The 17,719-nt window shown below is 73.2% G+C and carries 14 protein-coding genes; 7 read left to right on the top strand and 7 right to left on the bottom strand.

Annotation, left to right across the window (positions count from 1 at the left end; all coding sequences use genetic code 11):
* Positions 1–573 precede the first annotated feature (573 nt).
* Together PZB77_RS04935 and PZB77_RS04930 are read right to left on the bottom strand one after the other, a co-directional pair.
* Entirely contained in the window at positions 574–933 is a 360-nt protein-coding gene (locus PZB77_RS04935; protein WP_275491304.1) for a hypothetical protein, read from the bottom strand.
* Between the two features lie 449 nt (positions 934–1,382).
* Positions 1,383–2,369: a helix-turn-helix domain-containing protein gene (locus PZB77_RS04930; protein ID WP_275491303.1), complete on the bottom strand. Its 987-nt coding sequence runs from the start codon at positions 2,367–2,369 to the stop codon at positions 1,383–1,385.
* Between the two features lie 274 nt (positions 2,370–2,643).
* On the opposite strand from PZB77_RS04930, the gene PZB77_RS04925 reads away from it, so the two are divergent.
* A complete protein-coding gene (locus PZB77_RS04925; protein WP_275491302.1) occupies positions 2,644–4,548 on the top strand; it encodes a protein phosphatase 2C domain-containing protein in 1,905 nt (634 codons plus the stop codon).
* A 132-nt stretch (positions 4,549–4,680) separates the two neighbouring features.
* A complete protein-coding gene (locus PZB77_RS04920) occupies positions 4,681–6,423 on the top strand; it encodes a pyruvate dehydrogenase (RefSeq protein ID WP_275491301.1) in 1,743 nt (580 codons plus the stop codon).
* An 81-nt stretch (positions 6,424–6,504) separates the two neighbouring features.
* On the opposite strand, the gene PZB77_RS04915 is transcribed toward PZB77_RS04920, so the two are convergent.
* A complete protein-coding gene (locus PZB77_RS04915; protein ID WP_275491300.1) occupies positions 6,505–6,954 on the bottom strand; it encodes a ribonuclease domain-containing protein in 450 nt (149 codons plus the stop codon).
* Positions 6,955–7,234: 280 nt separating this feature from the next.
* Here PZB77_RS04915 and PZB77_RS04910 point away from each other — a divergent pair, with 280 nt between their 5' ends.
* Complete coding sequence (locus tag PZB77_RS04910) at positions 7,235–7,600, top strand: ATP-binding protein (RefSeq protein ID WP_275495921.1); 366 nt, start codon at positions 7,235–7,237, stop codon at positions 7,598–7,600.
* 90 nt (positions 7,601–7,690) lie between these two features.
* On the opposite strand, the gene PZB77_RS04905 is transcribed toward PZB77_RS04910, so the two are convergent.
* A complete protein-coding gene (locus PZB77_RS04905) occupies positions 7,691–8,788 on the bottom strand; it encodes a DUF2637 domain-containing protein (protein WP_275491299.1) in 1,098 nt (365 codons plus the stop codon).
* 194 nt (positions 8,789–8,982) lie between these two features.
* Positions 8,983–9,837 (bottom strand): (2Fe-2S)-binding protein, encoded by an 855-nt coding sequence (locus PZB77_RS04900; RefSeq protein WP_275491298.1) that lies wholly within the window; start codon positions 9,835–9,837, stop codon positions 8,983–8,985.
* Between the two features lie 173 nt (positions 9,838–10,010).
* Here PZB77_RS04900 and PZB77_RS04895 point away from each other — a divergent pair, with 173 nt between their 5' ends.
* Positions 10,011–10,760, top strand: a complete 750-nt coding sequence (locus tag PZB77_RS04895; protein ID WP_275495920.1) for a GntR family transcriptional regulator — start codon at positions 10,011–10,013, stop codon at positions 10,758–10,760.
* A 90-nt stretch (positions 10,761–10,850) separates the two neighbouring features.
* Here the strand turns inward: PZB77_RS04895 and PZB77_RS04890 are convergent, their stop codons facing one another.
* Positions 10,851–11,636 (bottom strand): hypothetical protein, encoded by a 786-nt coding sequence (locus PZB77_RS04890; RefSeq protein WP_275491297.1) that lies wholly within the window; start codon positions 11,634–11,636, stop codon positions 10,851–10,853.
* 173 nt (positions 11,637–11,809) lie between these two features.
* Positions 11,810–13,567, bottom strand: a complete 1,758-nt coding sequence (locus tag PZB77_RS04885) for a PucR family transcriptional regulator (RefSeq protein ID WP_275491296.1) — start codon at positions 13,565–13,567, stop codon at positions 11,810–11,812.
* A gap of 260 nt (positions 13,568–13,827) precedes the next feature.
* On the opposite strand from PZB77_RS04885, the gene PZB77_RS04880 reads away from it, so the two are divergent.
* The 3 genes from PZB77_RS04880 to PZB77_RS04870 are packed head-to-tail and all read left to right on the top strand — an operon-like array spanning position 13,828 to position 17,710.
* Positions 13,828–14,715 carry an FAD binding domain-containing protein gene (locus tag PZB77_RS04880; RefSeq protein ID WP_275491295.1) on the top strand — a complete coding sequence of 296 codons (888 nt, stop codon included), beginning with the start codon at positions 13,828–13,830 and terminating at the stop codon, positions 14,713–14,715.
* 2 nt (positions 14,716–14,717) lie between these two features.
* Positions 14,718–15,284, top strand: a complete 567-nt coding sequence (locus PZB77_RS04875) for a (2Fe-2S)-binding protein (protein WP_275491294.1) — start codon at positions 14,718–14,720, stop codon at positions 15,282–15,284.
* Positions 15,281–17,710 (top strand): molybdopterin cofactor-binding domain-containing protein, encoded by a 2,430-nt coding sequence (locus PZB77_RS04870; protein ID WP_275491293.1) that lies wholly within the window; start codon positions 15,281–15,283, stop codon positions 17,708–17,710. Before PZB77_RS04875 ends, PZB77_RS04870 begins: the two co-directional genes overlap by 4 nt.
* The last annotated feature ends 9 nt before the right edge of the window (positions 17,711–17,719 follow it).

The raw sequence follows: 17,719 nt of genomic DNA, 5'->3' as shown, positions 1-17,719 counted from the left end.
CAACGAGAAGGTGGAAGAACGCGCCAACATCTGTCCGGGGTTGGAAAGCCCTTCATCCGGTTCCCCGTTCGGGTCAGGATTGTCCTGTCGAACAGAGGAAGTCGGACGGTGGACCGGGCGTTGCCGGCAGATCGCCACCCAGCTCGTGGCGCACCGCCTCCAGAACTGCTCTGGACTCACACGGGAACGATTCCCATTGCCCACCGGTCCGTGGCGAAGGACCCGCCGGATGATCCCGGTCGAGCCCGGACCGGTACAGCTCGGCGAGTCCTGTCAGTTCGTCGCTGGTGTCCGAAGTGAGGGGGAGCCTTTCCGGGCCGCAGGGATACCCGTGGGACTGTCGAGGCAGGGATCCTTCGACGCGCCCGGCCACGACGGGGTAGCAACGCCATACTCGAAGAAAAGCCGTAGGTAGGAGGGAATGGGCTCAGGCTTTCGCAGCACTGAGTACACGAGCGGCGAGCTGAAAGTCTCATCCGCCGAACTGAAGCGCCCAGTCACCATGGATTACCCGTGAGCCGCAGCGCGATGGCTGGCACCAAGGGCACCGGGGGATCGATGGCGTCGGCCCTGTCACCGCCTGATACGTGTGTGCAGGGCAAGTGCGCCGGCAAGGGCGAGTACGCCCGATCCGAGCAGTGCGAGCGTGCCTCGCGAGCTGACCACGCGGTAGGGGCCGACGGCCAGTACGGAGCGCCGTGCCTGGATGGACAGCGCACTTCCGGTGCTCTGGAGAGACCCCAGCGAAACCAGGGACATGGCAGAGCCGATCGAGCCGACCGACAGGGAAGAGCCGATGGACCCGACGGATAGCGCGCTGCCGACCGAACCGATGGACAGCACGGACCCGACGGAGCCGATGGAGAGGAACGAGTCCTTCGACCACAGGGAGAGTGAGGAGCCCCCGACGGTGCGGGAGGGGGTATGCGCCATGAGGGTCATCATGCCGCTTGAGGAGGCCGGCGTACCCGGTGAAAACAACCTCGTCAGCCTCCGCCGGTGACAGGCAGAGTGCTGGTCCTAGGTCAACACGCCTGCTTCGCCGCCGTGGAACCGCAGGTCACAGCATCGTCCTCGGTGGAACTTGTCGAGCTTCGGCACAACCCGTGCCCGGATCCGAAGAACTCGACATGGTCGAAGCCGACCGCCCGTGCCCCGCGCACCCGGTGGGACGACCCGGCTCATGTCTGCATCCACGGCCCCCGGCGCGCGTACTGAGGTGACGACCCGCCGGGAGGACCGGACGAGCGCACAGCCCGACCACGCATCCCTCACGCCGTACGCCCTCGCGCCCGGGGCGCCGGCGCGGGCAGGGTCGCCTAGGGGGAGTACATGAGGCTCGCCCGGCCGGAGGCGCACTCCTCCTTGCGGGGGCGGGCCGGTCAGGGCCGGGACCGGGCCACCCAGCCGCGTTCGTAGGCGTGCCAGCCCAGTTGGAGGCGGGTCGACACCCCCGTGAGCTCCATGAGCCCCTTCACCCGGCGCTGCACGGTCCGCAGCCCCAACTCCAGCTGCTTGGCGACGCTCGCGTCCGTCAGGCCGGCGAGCAGCAGGGAGAGAATCTCCAGATCGGTGGCGTCGGGGCCGCTCCCGGTCTCCTTCGGACCCCCGTGCTCGCCCAGCCGCAGCGGGATCGCCTCCCGCCAGACGGCCTCGAACAGCCCCATCAGCGACTCCAGCAGCCCGCTCGCGTGGACGACCAGCGCCGCCGGCTCCGCGGAGCGCCCGGTCAACGGCACCATGGCCAGGCTCCTGTCCGCGACCATCAGCTTCGTCGGTACCCGCTCCACCACCCGGCACTGCTCGTCCCTGCCCAGCGCGGCCGACAACTCCAGGATCCCCTGCGGCAGCGACAGCACCTCGCGCTCGACGACCACGCGGAACGCCACGCCGCGGGAGGCAGCCCGTTCCTCGGACTCGTTGTCCATGCCGCTGACCGCGATCGGTTTTCCGGTCACCAGCGCGCAGACCTCGAAGGCGGCGCCCAACTGCAACTGGTGGAAGCGCTGGGCCACCGCGTTCGCCCCGGTCACCACCTCCACGAGGTCGTGCACGCTCGGTTCGCTCGCCTCCGCCCGGTATTCGGCGGCCAGCAGCGCGGACGCCAGCTCCGCCTGGTCGAGTTCATGGCGTTGTTGGATCAGCAGGGCTCCCAGAGCGACACCGGGCGGCGCCGCCACCCACCGGTCGGACCGGGCCGACGACTGGGCGGCGAGACCCTGTTGTTCGAGCCGGCGCAGAGATCGCTCGGTCTCCGTCTCCGACAGCCCCAGACGATGGGCGAGGCGGGAGAGTTCGGCGGCTCCCAGGGCGACGAGGGCGCGGTAGGCCGCTTCCTGTCTTTCGTCGAGACCTATGGCACTCAGCATTCTCCTCGGACCCTCCCCGGGCGTCGCGGACCACGCATCCTCTGCTCCGGCCGGTCCCGCCCTGGCGAGAAGCTGCCACGGCGTGCACCCGCCGGGCCCATCATGGACGTACCCGTGCCTCCCCGGCCACGGTGGTCCCCGCCGAGGCCGTTCCCGGGTTCCGCGCGGACCGCGTCGGGGGAGCCGTGCCGTCCGCCCGCATGCCGCCGGCCGGGGCGACACGTTTTCTCCCAGGAGACGGTTCGAGCCGCGCTTCCCGGTGGACACTGGGGACATGAGTCAGCAGAACCCCACCGCCCACGAGGACGACTGGTGGCGCAAGCTCTACGAAGGGGCAGCGCCCGACACCGGACCAGCCGCCGCGCCGGACAGCCTGGACGACCGCTTCGACTCCGCCGCGGACGCGGTGGGCTCGCCGACGGCACCCGGCGAGGCCGACGGGCCCCCGGGCACAGCGGCGTACGAGGCCGACCCGTACGTCGACGGGGCCGGGCCGGATCCCGACGAGGACGACGCCGACACCGACGCCGAGGCGGACCCGCGCACCGGCCTCCGGACCGCCGCACCCCCGACCGCCGCACCCGTGTCCGGGCACGACGACGAGGACGCGCTCCCCGCGGATCACGGCCACGAGGACGCGCTCCCTGCGGACCAAGGCCACGAGGACACCGTGATCACCGACGCCCGGCACGGTGTGGTGACCCCCGGCCCCCGGCCCCCCGCCGCCCGCACCCCGGCCCCCGGTCCCCCGCCGCTCGCACCCCGGCCCCCGGCGCCGGAAACACGGCTGCCCGAACCACCCGTGCCCCCGCACCCCACGTCCCCACCCCCGATGCCCCCGCACCCGGTGCCGGAGCCACCGGCGTCCGGTCCGCCGCAGCCGCAGCCGCAGCCGCACCCCGCGTCCGTGCCGCCTCAGTCGGCGCCACCTCCGTCCGGGCCGCGCCCCGCCAGGCCGCCCGGCGTCGTCCGGTTCGCCGCGCCCTGGGAGAGCCCCGCCGGCCCGCAGGAGCCCCGCACCTTCGCCGTACCCGTCCCGCAGCCCCCGGAGCCGAGTCCGCCCGAACCGGGCACCGGCCGGCACGCCAGGGGCCCCGCGTCCCAGGACACGGACGATCCGCTGGGGCGCCGGCCCACGCCGGCCGGCCACCTCGGGGACCGCTCACCGGCCTACGAGGCCGAGCCCGCCACCCTGCCGGCCGCCACCGCGCTCAACCTCGACGGACTCGTGCCCGACACCGTCCTCGACGGTGCCCGGTACGGCACGTACACCCTCCGCACCGCCTCCGTACGCGGCGACGCGGCCCGCTTCCGCGGCGAACCCCGCAGCGACGCGCTGCTCACCGCGCGATTCGGCAGCGGCGAGGGCGCCCTCGTCCTGGTCGCCCTCGCCCGGGGCGTCCGCGCCGCCGAGGGGGCGCACCTGACGGCGGCGGACGCCTGCCGCTGGATCGGCGGTGCGGTCGGCCGCAGCCACGCGCGCCTCTCCGAGGACATCAGGGCAGGACGCCGGGGCGATCTGAAATCAGGTCTGCAGCGGCTCACCGACCGTACGTACGGCAGACTCCGCTCCCGCTCCGCCGAGCTGGGCCCGGATGCGCGGGAGCACGCGGTCGGGCTGCGCTGCCTGCTGCTCTCCGCCGATCCGCGGTGCCGCACCCGTGTCTTCTTCGGCGTGGGCGCCGGAGGCCTCTTCCGGCTCCGCGACGGCGTCTGGCAGGACCTCGAACCCGCCCTTCCCGAGGGCGGTGCGACCACCGGTGAGCCGGTCGTCGGCTACGGCTCGCCGCCGCGCGAGCCGTACGCCACCGGTGGCCCCGGAGCCGGTGATCCCGGAACCGGTGATCCCGGAACCGGCGGGTCCGGGCGGGCGGACGACCGGCTGACGCTGGACCTGCAGATCGTGACGCCCGCGGGGCCGTACGTCGAGGACCCGCTGCCACCGCCCTCCGAACCCTTCAGGTTCCGGGCCTCCGTGGCCCGATCGGGCGACACCCTGCTGCTCTGTTCCCCGGGGTTCGCCGATCCGATGCGCGGGGAACCGGCCCTCGCCGGGGAACTCGCCGCCCGCTGGTCCTCCGCGCGACCGCCCGGTCTGGCCGAGTTCCTCGCGGACCTCCAGCCGCAGATCGAGGGGTACGCCGAGGACCGTACGGCGGCCGCGGTCTGGGAGGCGTAACCCCGCCCGCCATGGGTTGATGGATTCCGGAGACCGTCCGGCGGCCGCGATTCCCTCGGACGCGGGAGTTTCGGGTTCCGGAGTCCGGACAGCCGAGCGTGCACGGAGCACGGGCAGAGAGGGCACATTCCCATGGCCAAGCAGAACGTGTCGGAGCAGTTCGTCGACATTCTCGTACGGGCGGGAGTGAAGCGGATGTACGGCGTCGTCGGCGACAGCCTGAACCCCGTCGTCGACGCCATCCGCCGCCACAAGGGCATCGAGTGGATCCAGGTCCGGCACGAGGAGACGGCCGCCTTCGCGGCCGGCGCGGAAGCGCAGATCACCGGTGACCTCGCGGCCTGCGCCGGCTCCTGCGGCCCCGGCAACCTCCACCTGATCAACGGTCTGTACGACGCGCACCGCTCCATGGCACCGGTGCTGGCCCTCGCCTCGCACATCCCCTCCGGCGAGATCGGGCTCGGCTTCTTCCAGGAGACCCATCCCGAACTGCTCTTCCAGGAGTGCAGCCACTACAACGAGATGATCTCCAACCCGCAGCAGATGCCCCGCCTCCTCCAGACGGCGATCCAGCACGCCATCGGCCGGGGCGGCGTCAGCGTCGTCTCCATGCCCGGCGACATCGCCTCCCAGCCCGCCCCCGAGAAGTCCGTCGAGCACGCCCTCGTCACCTCGCGGCCCACCGTCCGCCCGGGCGACGAGGAGATCGACGCGCTCTGCCGGATGGTCGACGAGGCCAAACGGGTGACACTGTTCTGCGGCAGCGGCACGGCGGGTGCGCACGCCGAGGTGATGGAGTTCGCGGAGAAGGTGAAGGCACCGGTCGGGCACGCGCTGCGGGGCAAGGAGTGGATCCAGTACGACAATCCGTACGACGTCGGCATGAGCGGGCTGCTCGGCTACGGCGCCGCGTACGAGGCGACCAACGAGTGCGATCTGCTGATCCTGCTGGGCACCGACTTCCCGTACAACGCCTTCCTGCCCACCGACGTGAAGATCGTCCAGGTGGACGTCCGGCCGGAGCGGCTGGGACGGCGCTCCAAGCTCGACCTCGCGGTCTGGGGCGACGTCCGGGAGACGCTGCGCTGCCTCACGCCGAGGGTGAAGCCGAAGAGCGACCGCAAGTTCCTCGACCGGATGCTGAAGAAGCACGCCGACGCGCTGGAGGGCGTGGTCAAGGCGTACACCCGCAAGGTCGAGAAGCACGTGCCGATCCACCCGGAGTACGTGGCGTCGGTGCTGGACGAGATCGCCGACGACGACGCGGTGTTCACCGTCGACACCGGGATGTGCAACGTCTGGGCGGCGCGTTACCTGACGCCCAACGGCAAGCGGCGGGTGATCGGTTCCTTCAGCCACGGCTCGATGGCCAATGCCCTGCCCCAGGCGATCGGGGCCCAGTTCACCGACCGCCACCGTCAGGTCGTCTCGATGTCCGGCGACGGCGGATTCTCCATGCTGATGGGCGACTTCCTCACCCTCGTCCAGTACGACCTGCCGGTCAAGGTGGTGCTGTTCAACAACTCCTCGCTCGGCATGGTGGAGTTGGAGATGCTGGTGGCGGGGCTCCCGTCGTTCGGCACGGCGAACAAGAACCCGGACTTCGCCGCCGTGGCCCGTGCGGCCGGCGCCTACGGCGTCCGGGTGGAGAAGCCGAAGCAGTTGGAAAGCGCCCTGCGGGACGCCTTCAAGCACAAGGGCCCGGCGCTGGTGGACATCGTCACCGATCCGAACGCCCTGTCCATCCCGCCGAAGATCAGCGCCGACATGGTGACGGGCTTCGCACTCTCCGCCGGGAAGATCGTGCTCGACGGCGGGGTGGGCCGGATGCTCCAGATGGCCCGCTCCAACCTGCGCAACGTGCCCCGGCCCTGAGCCGGGCCCGGAAGGGGCCCGCGCCGCCGGTGGGGGTCGGCGGCGCGGGCCGGCACGGGGTGTCCGGGTGGGAGCGATCCGTCAGCAGCCGTGGTCGACGAGATCGAAGGTGACGTAGTGATCGGCGGTGTAGAAGTCCTCCACCGCCGAACCGGTGACGATCCGCCGCGCGCCCCGGGTGGACGAGCCCGGAGTGATGACCGTGTACTCGTGGTAGTAGCCGGAGGCCCGGCTCGGCAGGACGCCCTCGCGGTTCTGGAAGACCACGCCGTCCTGCGAGTACGGGAACGGCCCGCCGGCGTCGATGAGGGCGAGCGTGTCGTGCGCCTGTGACGGCAGGTCGGAGGAGCAGATGCTGCCGACCGCCGCGGAGAGCGGCGCGGGTGCGGCGTACGCCGGGGAGGAGGCGTACGCCGCGGCTGAGGTGGGGGTGGGGTCCGCGACGGCCGCCGACGCCGGGGCGCCGACGAGGAGCGCGGACAGGAGGGCGGCGGAGCCGCCGAGTGTGATGACCCGTGGGGGGATGCGCATGGGCCCTATGATGACGCGCGTAGATCCCTGGGCGTCAACGGCAACTCCACGGAATTTTCCGGAAGTTAACCAACGGTGCCGCTCGCGGTACCGCACCGCGCGATCAAGCGTGATCGCGCGGTGCGGGGGGCATGCATCCCGGGGGAACGTATCGGGGATCGAGGCAGAGGGAGGCTGATTCGGCGTGCGGGCGGGGGACATGATGGAACGTCATGACAGGACCGGACACCGCGGCGGCGGGGGCCCGGCGTGCGACGGAGCAGAAGGCCGGGACGCGCGTCTGTACCGCCGGCTCGGACACACGGACAGCTCCGCGGTCGGCGCGGTCCGGCGCGATCTGCGGGACTTCCTCCGTCCCCGGGTCGGTGCGGAATCCGTGGAGACGGCGCAACTGCTCCTGAGCGAGCTGCTGACCAACGCCCTGATCCACACCCGCAACGGCGCGGCCGTCACCGCCACCGTCGCGGGGGCACGCCTCCGGGTGGAGGTGAAGGATTTCGCGCCCGGGTCGCCCCGGCCGTACGTACCGAACGCCGAGGACGGTACGCACGGCAGGGGGCTCATCCTGGTGCGGAGCCTCGCGAACGCCTGGGGAGTGGAGACCCAGGCGCTCGGCAAGGTGGTCTGGTTCGAGGTGGAGGGGTAGGACGCCCCACGGAGCCGCGACCCGCCCGGCCGGCCCGGGCCGAAGCGAGGGCTCCGCGCGGAGCACCGCAGTCACCCGCGAACCGTCCGGTCAGCCGAACTGCTGCTCCAGGTCCTTGAGTTTGCGCTCCAGGGAGTCGAGCCGCGGGAGCGCCTGGGTGTCGTCCTCGGCGGTGAGGTCGACGGTCAGGGGGTCACCGTCGACGCTCAGCGTGCTCCCTTTGGGGCCCGCATCACCCGCCGTCCGCTGTGCGCCGATGACCGCCTGCAGCGACGGCCTCGGCCTCAGGGGGAGCTGACCCGGCTCCGTGGTCGCGGGCTCCACCGCCGGCCGGTCCGCCGCGGCCCCCGGAGGCAGGGCCGGCACGTCCACCTGGCGACCGCTCCTTCCCCTGCTCCAGACGCGGTTCTGCCGGTTGAGCGCCTTGATGCGCGCCCGGTCCAGCTTCTCCTGATCCCGTCGGCGGAGACGGTCCTGCTCCTGCTCGCGGCGGTCCTCGCGCACCTCGTCGACGGCCTCGTCCAGGGTGCGTACCCCTTCGAGGAGCATCAGCGACCAGGCGTCGAAGGTCTCATGGGGGGCGCGCAGCCAGCGGACGATCCGGATCTGCGGCAACGGCCGCGGCACCAGGCCCTGTTCGCGCAGGGCGGCCCTGCGGGTCTGCTTCAGGGCACGGTCGAAGAGCACCGCCGCCGAGAGCGACATCCCCGCGAAGAACTGCGGGGCACCCGCGTGGTCGATACCGCGCGGGGCGTGGACCCAGTTGAACCAGGCCGCCGCACCGGCGAACGTCCACACCAGCAGCCGCGACCCGAGCGCCGCGTCTCCGTGGCTCGCCTCGCGCACGGCCAGCACGGAGCAGAACATGGCCGCGCCGTCGAGACCGAAGGGGACGAGGTACTCCCAGCCTCCGCCGAGGCCGAGGTTCTGCCGGCCGAAGCCGACGAGTCCGTGGAAGGAGAGCGCGGCGGCGACCGCCGCGCAGCAGAACAGCAGGAGGTAGGAGGCGGTGGCGTAGAGCGCTTCCTTGCGCCTGCGGCGGTCCTCGCTGCGTTCCCAGGTGTCGTCGGACGAGGCTTTGCCGGCGGCACGCTTGCCGCGCGCGACCACCGTCACCGCCGCCATGACTCCCACGAGCAGCACGGCGCCCGGAAGCAGCCAGTCGAGCGACATGTCGGTCAGTCTCATGCGCGGTTCCTCGGATCACGTAGGGCGTTTTCGGACGCCATCGTGACGGAACTTCCGCCCGTCTCCGGCGGATTCGGCACAAGAGCACGCCTTCGGGGGGCGCGGAGCGCACAGGTGACCGCATTTGCGTCGAACTGCCGGACGAGATCGATGAGTTCCATTCGAGGGGAGCTCCCCCGCGCGGGTGGTGTCGATCAGGAGGCGGTGGCGAGCCTCTTCACGCGGTCGCTGTCGCAGGTGCGCGGGCAGGTGACACAAGTGTCCTCGGGCCGCAGTGTGTAGAAGAGGCAGCAGCTGGCGCGGTCGCGGGTGGGCAGCGACTCGCCGTTCGGACCGGTCAGTTCGCGGAATCCGGCGGCTCCCACGTAGGGCTTGGTGGCGCCCGGCAGGAGACGCTCCAGCTCGGTCCTCGCCCGGGTCTCCTCGCCCAGCAGGTGGGCGATGTACCAGAGGCCCTCGACGATCTCGTCGGTCGCCATGCCCCACAGCGCCCGCTTCCCCCGCCGCATGCGGGGGCCGAACCCCTCCAGGACCGGACCCATGTGGGCGGCGACGGAGGCCAGCACCTCGGCGCGGAGCGCCGCCTCGTCCGGCACCACGCGCGCGTCGGGGTGCGAGGCCGCCGGGTCGTCGGGGAGACAGGCGAACTCCCCCGCCCGGACCGCGAAGTGCCCCAGCGCACGCTGGAACGCCACGTCCTCGACGGGGACCCGCGGCACCCGGCGGTGCAGGAACCACGGCAGGGTCACCAGCAGGCAGACGGGCCAGGCGTACCGGTGGAGTCCGAAGCTCGCCACGACGTCCGGGCGGGCGCTCTGCTGGTAGTCGCGCCGGACCTGCGCCTCGTCCCACTCCAGGAAGGCGTCGACGACCGCGCCGCCCGAGGCCAGCCGGTCCGCGCGCACCCAGCCCGGCCCGGAGGGCAGGGGCGCTCCGGGGGCGAGCACGTCGGTGCGCAGGCCGGGGAAGACCTCGGCGAGGCGCGCGTACGCGGAGGCCACCGGGGAGGCCGGGGCCGCGGCGCCGGGAGGAGCTGTGGGGACGTTCATGCGGGACCACCGAATCACGATCGTTGGCAGGCAAGGCTTACCTTATCCGAAGTGATCCACGTGTGAACGTGAGGGTCCTGCGCCTATCGTGCACGGGTGGCACGGCCGGCGCGGCCGGCCCGGGGCGGGGACGAGGAGGTCCGGTGGAGCAGGGCAGAACGCACGGGGAGGCGCTGTCGTCCTTCGCGTACCCGGAGCACCCCGGAGCGTCCGGAGCCGGTCCGGCACCCCGCGTACCGCAGCAGGCCGGACGCGGTCCGGCCAGGGGTGGGCACGCCCACGGTGAGGCGGCCGTCCCGCCGGCCGTGCGACGCCACTCCGTGCGCGGGCAGGTCCTGGAGGCCCTGCGGTCCGCCCTGGCCACCGGCGAACTCGTGCCGGGCCACGTCTACTCCGCCCCCGCCCTCGGTGCGGACTTCGGCGTCTCCGCCACCCCGGTCCGCGAGGCGATGCAGCGGCTGGCCGCCGAGGGCGCGGTGGAGGTCGTGCCGAACCGGGGCTTCCGGGTCGTCGAGCGGGACGCGCGCGAGCTGGCGGAACTGGCCGAGGTCCGTGCGCTGATCGAGGTCCCCGTCGTGCTGCGGCTCGCCCGGACCGTGCCGGCCTGCAGCTGGAAGACGCTGCGCCCGCTGGCCGAGGCCACGGTCGCGGCGGCGGCGACCGGCGACCGGCCGGCCTACGCGCGCAGCGACCGCGCCTTCCACCTGGCCGTGCTGGCGTTCGCCGGCAACGCCCAGCTGGTGGCGCTCGCCGACGACCTGCACCGCCGCTGTCCCGCCCCGCGGCCCGGGAGCGCCCCGGCCCGCCTGCGGGCCGACGCGGCGCAGCACACGGCGCTGCTGGACGCACTGATCGCCGGCGACCTGCCGGCCGTACGGGCCCTGGTCGCGGAGCACTACGGGAGCCCGGCGGACCCCGCGTAGGGCAGGGCACCCGCGTAGGGCCGGGCACCCGCGTAGGGCCGGGGACCCCTGCCGGGCCGGGGCCACCCCGGCCCGGCCGGAGGACCGGGATCAGTTCGCCGCCGCGACCTCGGGTTCCGGCGGCGGGTCGAGCAGGGGAGCGAGCCAGGTGGGCACGCCGCCCAGCAGCCGGAAGAGGCGGCCCGCCTCGGCGCGCAGCCGGGTCGCCACCGGTTCCGTCTCGGTCTGGGCGAGGGAGATCAGCGCGGGCGCCGTCCCGACCAGGTAACCCAGCTCCTCCCGTATCCGCAGCGACTCCGCGAAGCCGTGGCGTGCCTGGGGCAGGTCCCCCTCGCTGAGGGCGAGGGACGCCAGGTGGCGCCAGGTGAAGGAGAGCAGTAACGCGTCCCCCCGGGCGGTGGCGCCCGTGTGCGCCCGCCGGAACGCGGCCCGCGCGGAGTCGGGCGCCTGGGCGATGTTCTGGGCGATCAGCCCGCGCCGGAAGTCCAGCAGCGGCCGGCCCGGCGCGCCGGGAGCGAGCAGCGCCGCCGCCCGGCTCAGCGCCACGGAGGCCTCGTCGGCCCGGTCGCGTACGCCGAGCAGGGTGGAGGCGTACGCCAGGTAACCGCGCTCACAGGCGGCGGCCCCCCGCTCCGAGTCGTCCCTGGCGAGCGCCTCGGCGGCCCGCAGTGCCTCCTCGGCGTCGGTCCAGCCCTCGGTCGTGTAGAGGCAGCGCTCGGTCAGCAGGGCGGAGCGCTGGAGAGCCGCCGCCGGGTCGGTCGCGGCCGCCGGTCCGAGCAGCGCGGCCGCGTCCGTCCAGCAGGCGCGCGAACGCAGCCGCCACACGGCGGTCAGGAGAGGAGGTTCGTCATCGGCTGTCGTTCCGGACCCAGACATGGCGGTGGACGCCACATTGCCTCCCCGAGCGCGCCATCGAGCTGTTGAGTGTGGGCGCATCTCAGCACGGATCGGCAGTCCGGCCAAGAGGGCGGGGCAGGTTCAGGTGAAAGATTTCACAAACCGGCCCCGCCCTTGTGCGGCTTGGGCGGGGCACGGCCGGACGAGGAAGGTCAGCTCATGCGCAGGGCGAGGAAGAAATCGAGCTTGTCCTCCAGGCGCGCGAGATCACGGCCCGTCAACTGCTCGATCCGGCCGACGCGGTAGCGCAGCGTGTTGACGTGCAGGTGCAGACGGGTCGCACAGCGGGTCCAGGAGCCGTCGCAGTCGAGGAACGCCTCCAGGGTCGGGATCAGCTCGGCGCGGTGGCGCTGGTCGTAGAGGCGCAGCGGGTCCAGCAGCCGCGCCGTGAAGGCCCGGCGTACGTCGTCGGGCACGAACGGCAGCAGCAGGACGTGGGAGGCGAGCTCGTCGTGGCCGGCCGCGCAGACGCGTCCGGGGCGGGCCGCCGCCACCCTGCGGGCGTGCCGGGCCTCCTCCAGCGCCCCGCGCAGCCCTTCGGCCGAGTGGACGGCCGCGCTGACGCCCAGGGTGAGCCGACCGTCCTCCGCCAGCCCCGCCGAGAGCGGCTCGCGGACCGTCTCCAGCAGGGCGCCCGCGCGCAGGGCGGGGTCCACGCCGAAGCCGCCGGCGCTCCCCTCGGGCGCCGCGCCGGCGGCGGGCCCCGCCGGGCCGACGGCCGGCAGGGGTACGAGCGCGACGGCCTCGTCGTCCGTGTACGCCACCGCTATCCGGTCGGCCGAATCCGGCCCGGTCACCGCCGGGTCGACCAGGATCTCCTCCAGCAGCGCCTGGGCGACCGGACCGCCGGCCCCGTCCCGCGCGTCCCTGCGGGCCGGAGCGGCCGCGCCGCCGTCCGGCGCGTCCCACTCCACCCGTGCCACCACCACCTGCCAGTGCGGCGCGGTACCGAGGCCGGGCAGCAGCACCGGCGCCGCCACCCGCAGCCGGGCGGCGATCTCGGCCGGGGCAGCGCCGGCCTGCACGAGTTCCAGCACCTCCTGGGCGAGCCGGCGCCGTACCGCCCGCGCGGCGTCGCGCCGGTCGCGTTCGACGGCGATCAGCTGGGTGACGCCCTGGAGCAGGTCCAGCCGGGCCTCGGGCCAGTCGCCCGGATCGGCCTCCACCGCCAGGAACCACTCCGAGAGGGAGGACCCGCGTGCGTCCCGGCGCGCGTCCGGGAGGACGGGCCCGGTGCCCCGGCCGGTGTTCCGGATCAGGAAGAGCGCGTAGGCCGTCCCGTCCACCGAGGCGGCGTGCGGCCCCCGGCGGCCGGTCCGGGCCGCTGCCAGGTGGTGACCGGCGAGCGCCACCGCGACCGGGCCCGGCAGCGGTTTCCCGGCGTCGGCGATCCGGCGCCCGGTGGGGGAGAGGACCCATGCGGAGAGGGAGAGGTCGCCGGCGAGCAGGTCCAGGACCACCTCGGGTCCGCCGCCCGCCGGGCCCGAGGTCATCAGCCGGCGGTGCCGGTCCACGACGGCGGCCAGGTCCCCGGCACGTTCCCCGGAGACCTGCCGCACGACGTACTCGGTGATCGTCGCGAAGGCAACCGTCTCGTTCACCGCGAAGAGCGGCAGGCGGTGGCGGAGGCAGGCCTCGACCAGGTCGTCGGGTACGGGGCCCAGCTCGGCCTCGCCCGCCGCGAGGGCGCTGACGCCGGCCGCCGCGAGTGTGCGGACGAAGGGTTCCGAGTCCGCCGCGTCACGGCGCCAGGCCATCCCGGTGAGCACCAGCTCGCCGCCCGAGAGGTAGCGGCTCGGGTCGCGCAGGTCCGTCGTCATGACGCCCCGGACCGGACGGTCCAGCTCGTCCTCGCCACCGAGCAGCCGCAGCCCGAGCGCGTCGGTGTCCAGCAGTGCGCGGAGCCGCATCTCGTTGCCGCCGATCTGTTTCCGTAGGTGCCGGGAGTCCTGTGAATTGCGGCGAGGTTTCCGGCCCGCGCCGTTTGTTCGAATCTACAAGACGGGGAAGGAGACCAGCCAACTCCTTCATTGTTTCGGTGACTGCACCGGTTGGAGCACGGCTTGTGTACTGGGGACCACCCTGCGTCAACAACTGATGAAGAGCGATCGCTCCCGGCCCCCCCGCGGGTCCTTCCACCGTGCGCACGCCATCGAGAAGAGGGCCACTCATGGACTTCCTCCGCCCCGCCGACTGGGAGGACGCGCTCGCCGCCAAGGCCGCGCACCCGGCGGCGGTGCCTCTGGCGGGCGGTACGGACGTGATGGTCGAGATCAACTTCGACCACCGCCGTCCGGACCACCTGCTCGACCTGACCCGGATCGGTGAACTCGCCGAGTGGGAGGTCGGCGAACGGACCGTGCGCCTCGGCGCCTCCGTGCCGTACAGCGCCATCATGGAACACCTCAGGACCGAGCTGCCCGGACTGGCGCTCGCCGCGCACACCGTCGCCTCCCCGCAGATCCGCAACCGGGGCGGGGTCGGCGGCAACCTCGGCACCGCCTCCCCGGCGGGTGACGCGCATCCGGCGCTGCTCGCCGCCGGAGCGGAGGTCGAGGCGGTGTCCGTACGCGGCACCCGGATGATCCCGATCGACGCCTTCTACACCGGCGTCAAACGGAACGCGCTCGCCCCCGACGAACTCATCCGGGCCGTGCACATCGCGCGGGCGGACGGCCCGCAGCAGTTCTCCAAGGTCGGCACGCGCAACGCCATGGTCATCGCGGTCTGCGCCTTCGGACTGGCCCTGCACCCCGAAACCCGTACGGTCCGTACCGGCATCGGGTCCGCGGCGCCCACCCCGGTCCGGGCCACCGCCGCCGAGGAGTTCCTCGGCGCGGCGCTCGACGAGGGCGGCTTCTGGGAGAGCGGCACGGTCATCACCCCGTCCGTCGCCCGGCAGTTCGCCACCCTCGCCGCGGGCGCCTGCAACCCGATCGACGACGTACGCGGCACCGCCCGCTACCGCCGGCACGCCGTCGGCGTCATGGCCCGCCGCACCCTCGGCTGGACCTGGGAGCAGTACCGCGCCGGCCGCACCCACGAAGGAGCCCGCTGACCATGCGCGTCAACTTCACCGTCAACGGACGGCCCCAGCAGGCGGACGACGTCTGGGAAGGCGAGTCCCTCCTCTACGTCCTGCGCGAACGCATGGGGCTGGCCGGCTCCAAGAACGCCTGCGAGCAGGGCGAATGCGGCTCGTGCACCGTACGCCTCGACGGGGTGCCGGTCTGCGCCTGCCTGGTCGCCGCCGGGCAGGCCGAGGGCCGTGAGGTCATCACCGTCGAAGGGCTCGCCGACCACGCCCGCCGCCGTGCGGAGGACCGCGCGGGCAACGGCACCACCCCGGAGGACACCCCCGGCCGGCAGGCCGCTCCCGGACCCGACGGACCCCCGCTCTCCCCGGTCCAGCAGGCCTTCATCGACGCCGGAGCCGTGCAGTGCGGCTTCTGCACCCCCGGGCTGCTGGTCGCCGCCGACGAACTGCTGGAGCAGCGGCCCTCCCCGACCGACCAGGACATCCGCGAGGCGCTCTCCGGCAACCTCTGCCGGTGCACCGGCTACGAGAAGATCCTCGACGCGGTCCGCCTCGCGGCCGCCCGTTCCGGACAGGCGGACCGATCATGACGACCACCGGCGGCCCCGCAGGCCCCGCCCAGGACTCCCCGGAACGGCTCGCACCGACCCGGGGCCCGGGGACCCCCGGCGGCATCGGCGAGTCCGCCCCGCGCCCGGACGGCACCCTCAAGGTCACCGGGGAGTTCGCCTACTCCTCCGACATGTGGCACGAGGACATGCTCTGGGGCCACACCCTGCGCTCCACCACCGCACACGCCGAGATCATCTCCATCGACATCGCCGAGGCACTCGCCACCCCGGGCGTGTACGCGGTCCTGACCCACGAGGACCTGCCCACGGCGGTGACCACGTACGGCCTGGAGATCCAGGACACCCCGGCCCTCGCCCACGGCCGGGTCCGCCACCACGGCGAACCGGTCGCGCTGGTCGCCGCCGACCACCCCGAGACCGCCCGCCGCGCCGCTGCGAAGATCCGCGTCGACTACGCGGAGCTGCCCGTCGTCACCGACGAGGCGTCCGCCACCGCACCCGGCGCCGTCCTCCTCCACGAAGACCGCGACGACCACTACAGCGATCACGTCCCGCACCCCAACGTCGTGCACCGCCAGCCGGTCGTGCGCGGCGACGCGGCCGCAGCGGCGGCCCGCGCGGACGTGATCGTGCGCGGCGAGTACGTCTTCGGCATGCAGGACCAGGCCTTCCTCGGCCCCGAGTCGGGGCTCGCGGTGCCCGCCGAGGACGGCGGTGTGGACCTCTACGTCGCGACCCAGTGGCTGCACTCCGACCGCAAGCAGATGGCACCGGTCCTCGGACTCCCCGAGGAGAAGATCCGGATGACGCTGTCCGGCGTCGGCGGCGCCTTCGGCGGCCGTGAGGACCTGTCCATGCAGATCCACGCCTGCCTCCTCGCGCTGCGCACCGGCAAGCCCGTCAAGATGGTCTACAACCGCTTCGAGTCCTTCTTCGGCCATGTGCACCGCCACCCCGCCAGGCTCACCTACGAACACGGCGCCACCCGCGACGGCAAGCTCACCCACGTGAAGTGCCGCATCGTGCTGGACGGCGGGGCGTACGCCTCGTCCTCACCGGCCGTCGTCGGCAACGCCGCCTCGCTCTCGGTGGGACCGTACGCGGTCGACGACGTCGACGTCGAGGCGCTGGCCCTCTACACCAACAACCCGCCCTGCGGGGCGATGCGCGGCTTCGGAGCCGTACAGGCGTGCTTCGCCTACGAGGCGCAGATGGACAAGCTCGCCGCCGAACTCGGCCTGCATCCGGTGGAGTTCCGTCAGCTCAACGCCATGGAGCAGGGCACCCTGCTGCCCACCGGCCAGCCCTGCGACTCGCCCGCGCCCGTCGCCGAGCTGCTCCGCCGGGTGAAGTCCCGTCCGCTGCCGCCCGAACGCCAGTGGCTGACGGCCGGGAGCGGGACGAGTGCGGGCCCCGTCGACGTCCGGGCGCTGCCCGGCGGGCTCTCCAACACCACCCACGGCGAGGGAGTCGTCCGGGGCGTGGGATACGCCGTCGGGCTGAAGAACGTGGGGTTCTCCGAGGGGTTCGACGACTACTCCACCGCCCGGGTCCGGATGGAGGTCATCAACGGCGAGGCCGTCGCCACCGTGCACACCGCCATGGCGGAGGTCGGCCAGGGCGGCGTCACCGTGCACGGCCAGATCGCGCGCACCGAACTCGGCGTGGGCCAGGTCACCGTCGAGCCCGCCGACACCCGGGTGGGCTCGGCCGGCTCCACCTCCGCGTCCCGCCAGACGTACGTCACCGGTGGCGCGATCAAGAACAGCTGCGAGGCCGTCCGGGAGCGGGTGCTGGCGTTGGGCCGCCGCAAGTTCGGTACGTACCATCCGGCTTGGCACACGGCCGAACTGCTCCTGGAGAACGGCGAGGTCGTCACCGACGGCGGTGAGTCCCTCGCCGGCCTCGCCGACGTGCTGGGGGACGAGGTGATCGAGGTGGAGCTGGAGTGGCGGCACCGGCCCACCCAGCCCTTCGACCGGTACACCGGCCAGGGCAACGGCCACGTGCAGTACTCCTTCGCCGCGCACCGAGCCGTCGTGGAGGTGGACACCGAACTCGGCCTCGTCAAGGTCGTCGAACTCGCCTGCGCCCAGGACGTCGGCAGGGCGCTCAACCCGCTCGCCGTCGCCGGTCAGATCCAGGGCGGCAGCACCCAGGGGCTCGGTGTCGCGGTGATGGAGGAGATCCTCGTCGACCCGAAGACCGCGCGGGTCCGCAACCCCTCCTTCACCGACTACCTGATCCCGACCATCCTCGACACCCCGCCGATCCCCCTCGACGTACTCGAACTGGCCGACTCCGAGGCCCCGTACGGGCTCCGGGGCGTCGGCGAGGCGCCCACCCTCTCGGCCACCCCGGCGGTCCTCGCGGCCATCAGGGCGGCCACGGGACTGGCGCTCGACCGGACCCCGGTCCGACCCGAGCACCTCACGGGCACCTGAGCGCGCTCC

This window comes from Streptomyces sp. AM 2-1-1 (assembly GCF_029167645.1).
Taxonomy (GTDB): Bacteria; Actinomycetota; Actinomycetes; order Streptomycetales; family Streptomycetaceae; genus Streptomyces.
The sequence above is the reverse complement of the archived record's forward strand: the minus strand, read 5'-3'. Positions and strand labels throughout refer to the sequence as shown.

What these genes read in the sequence shown, in the direction of transcription:
- PZB77_RS04935 (WP_275491304.1), bottom strand. Translation starts at nt 933, where the DNA reads ATGGCGCATACCCCCTCCCGCACCGTCGGGGGCTCCTCACTCTCCCTG.
- PZB77_RS04930 (WP_275491303.1), bottom strand. Translation starts at nt 2,369, where the DNA reads ATGCTGAGTGCCATAGGTCTCGACGAAAGACAGGAAGCGGCCTACCGC.
- PZB77_RS04925 (WP_275491302.1), top strand. Translation starts at nt 2,644, where the DNA reads ATGAGTCAGCAGAACCCCACCGCCCACGAGGACGACTGGTGGCGCAAG.
- PZB77_RS04920 (WP_275491301.1), top strand. Translation starts at nt 4,681, where the DNA reads ATGGCCAAGCAGAACGTGTCGGAGCAGTTCGTCGACATTCTCGTACGG.
- PZB77_RS04915 (WP_275491300.1), bottom strand. Translation starts at nt 6,954, where the DNA reads ATGCGCATCCCCCCACGGGTCATCACACTCGGCGGCTCCGCCGCCCTC.
- PZB77_RS04905 (WP_275491299.1), bottom strand. Translation starts at nt 8,788, where the DNA reads ATGAGACTGACCGACATGTCGCTCGACTGGCTGCTTCCGGGCGCCGTG.
- PZB77_RS04900 (WP_275491298.1), bottom strand. Translation starts at nt 9,837, where the DNA reads ATGAACGTCCCCACAGCTCCTCCCGGCGCCGCGGCCCCGGCCTCCCCG.
- PZB77_RS04890 (WP_275491297.1), bottom strand. Translation starts at nt 11,636, where the DNA reads ATGTCTGGGTCCGGAACGACAGCCGATGACGAACCTCCTCTCCTGACC.
- PZB77_RS04885 (WP_275491296.1), bottom strand. Translation starts at nt 13,567, where the DNA reads ATGCGGCTCCGCGCACTGCTGGACACCGACGCGCTCGGGCTGCGGCTG.
- PZB77_RS04880 (WP_275491295.1), top strand. Translation starts at nt 13,828, where the DNA reads ATGGACTTCCTCCGCCCCGCCGACTGGGAGGACGCGCTCGCCGCCAAG.
- PZB77_RS04875 (WP_275491294.1), top strand. Translation starts at nt 14,718, where the DNA reads ATGCGCGTCAACTTCACCGTCAACGGACGGCCCCAGCAGGCGGACGAC.
- PZB77_RS04870 (WP_275491293.1), top strand. Translation starts at nt 15,281, where the DNA reads ATGACGACCACCGGCGGCCCCGCAGGCCCCGCCCAGGACTCCCCGGAA.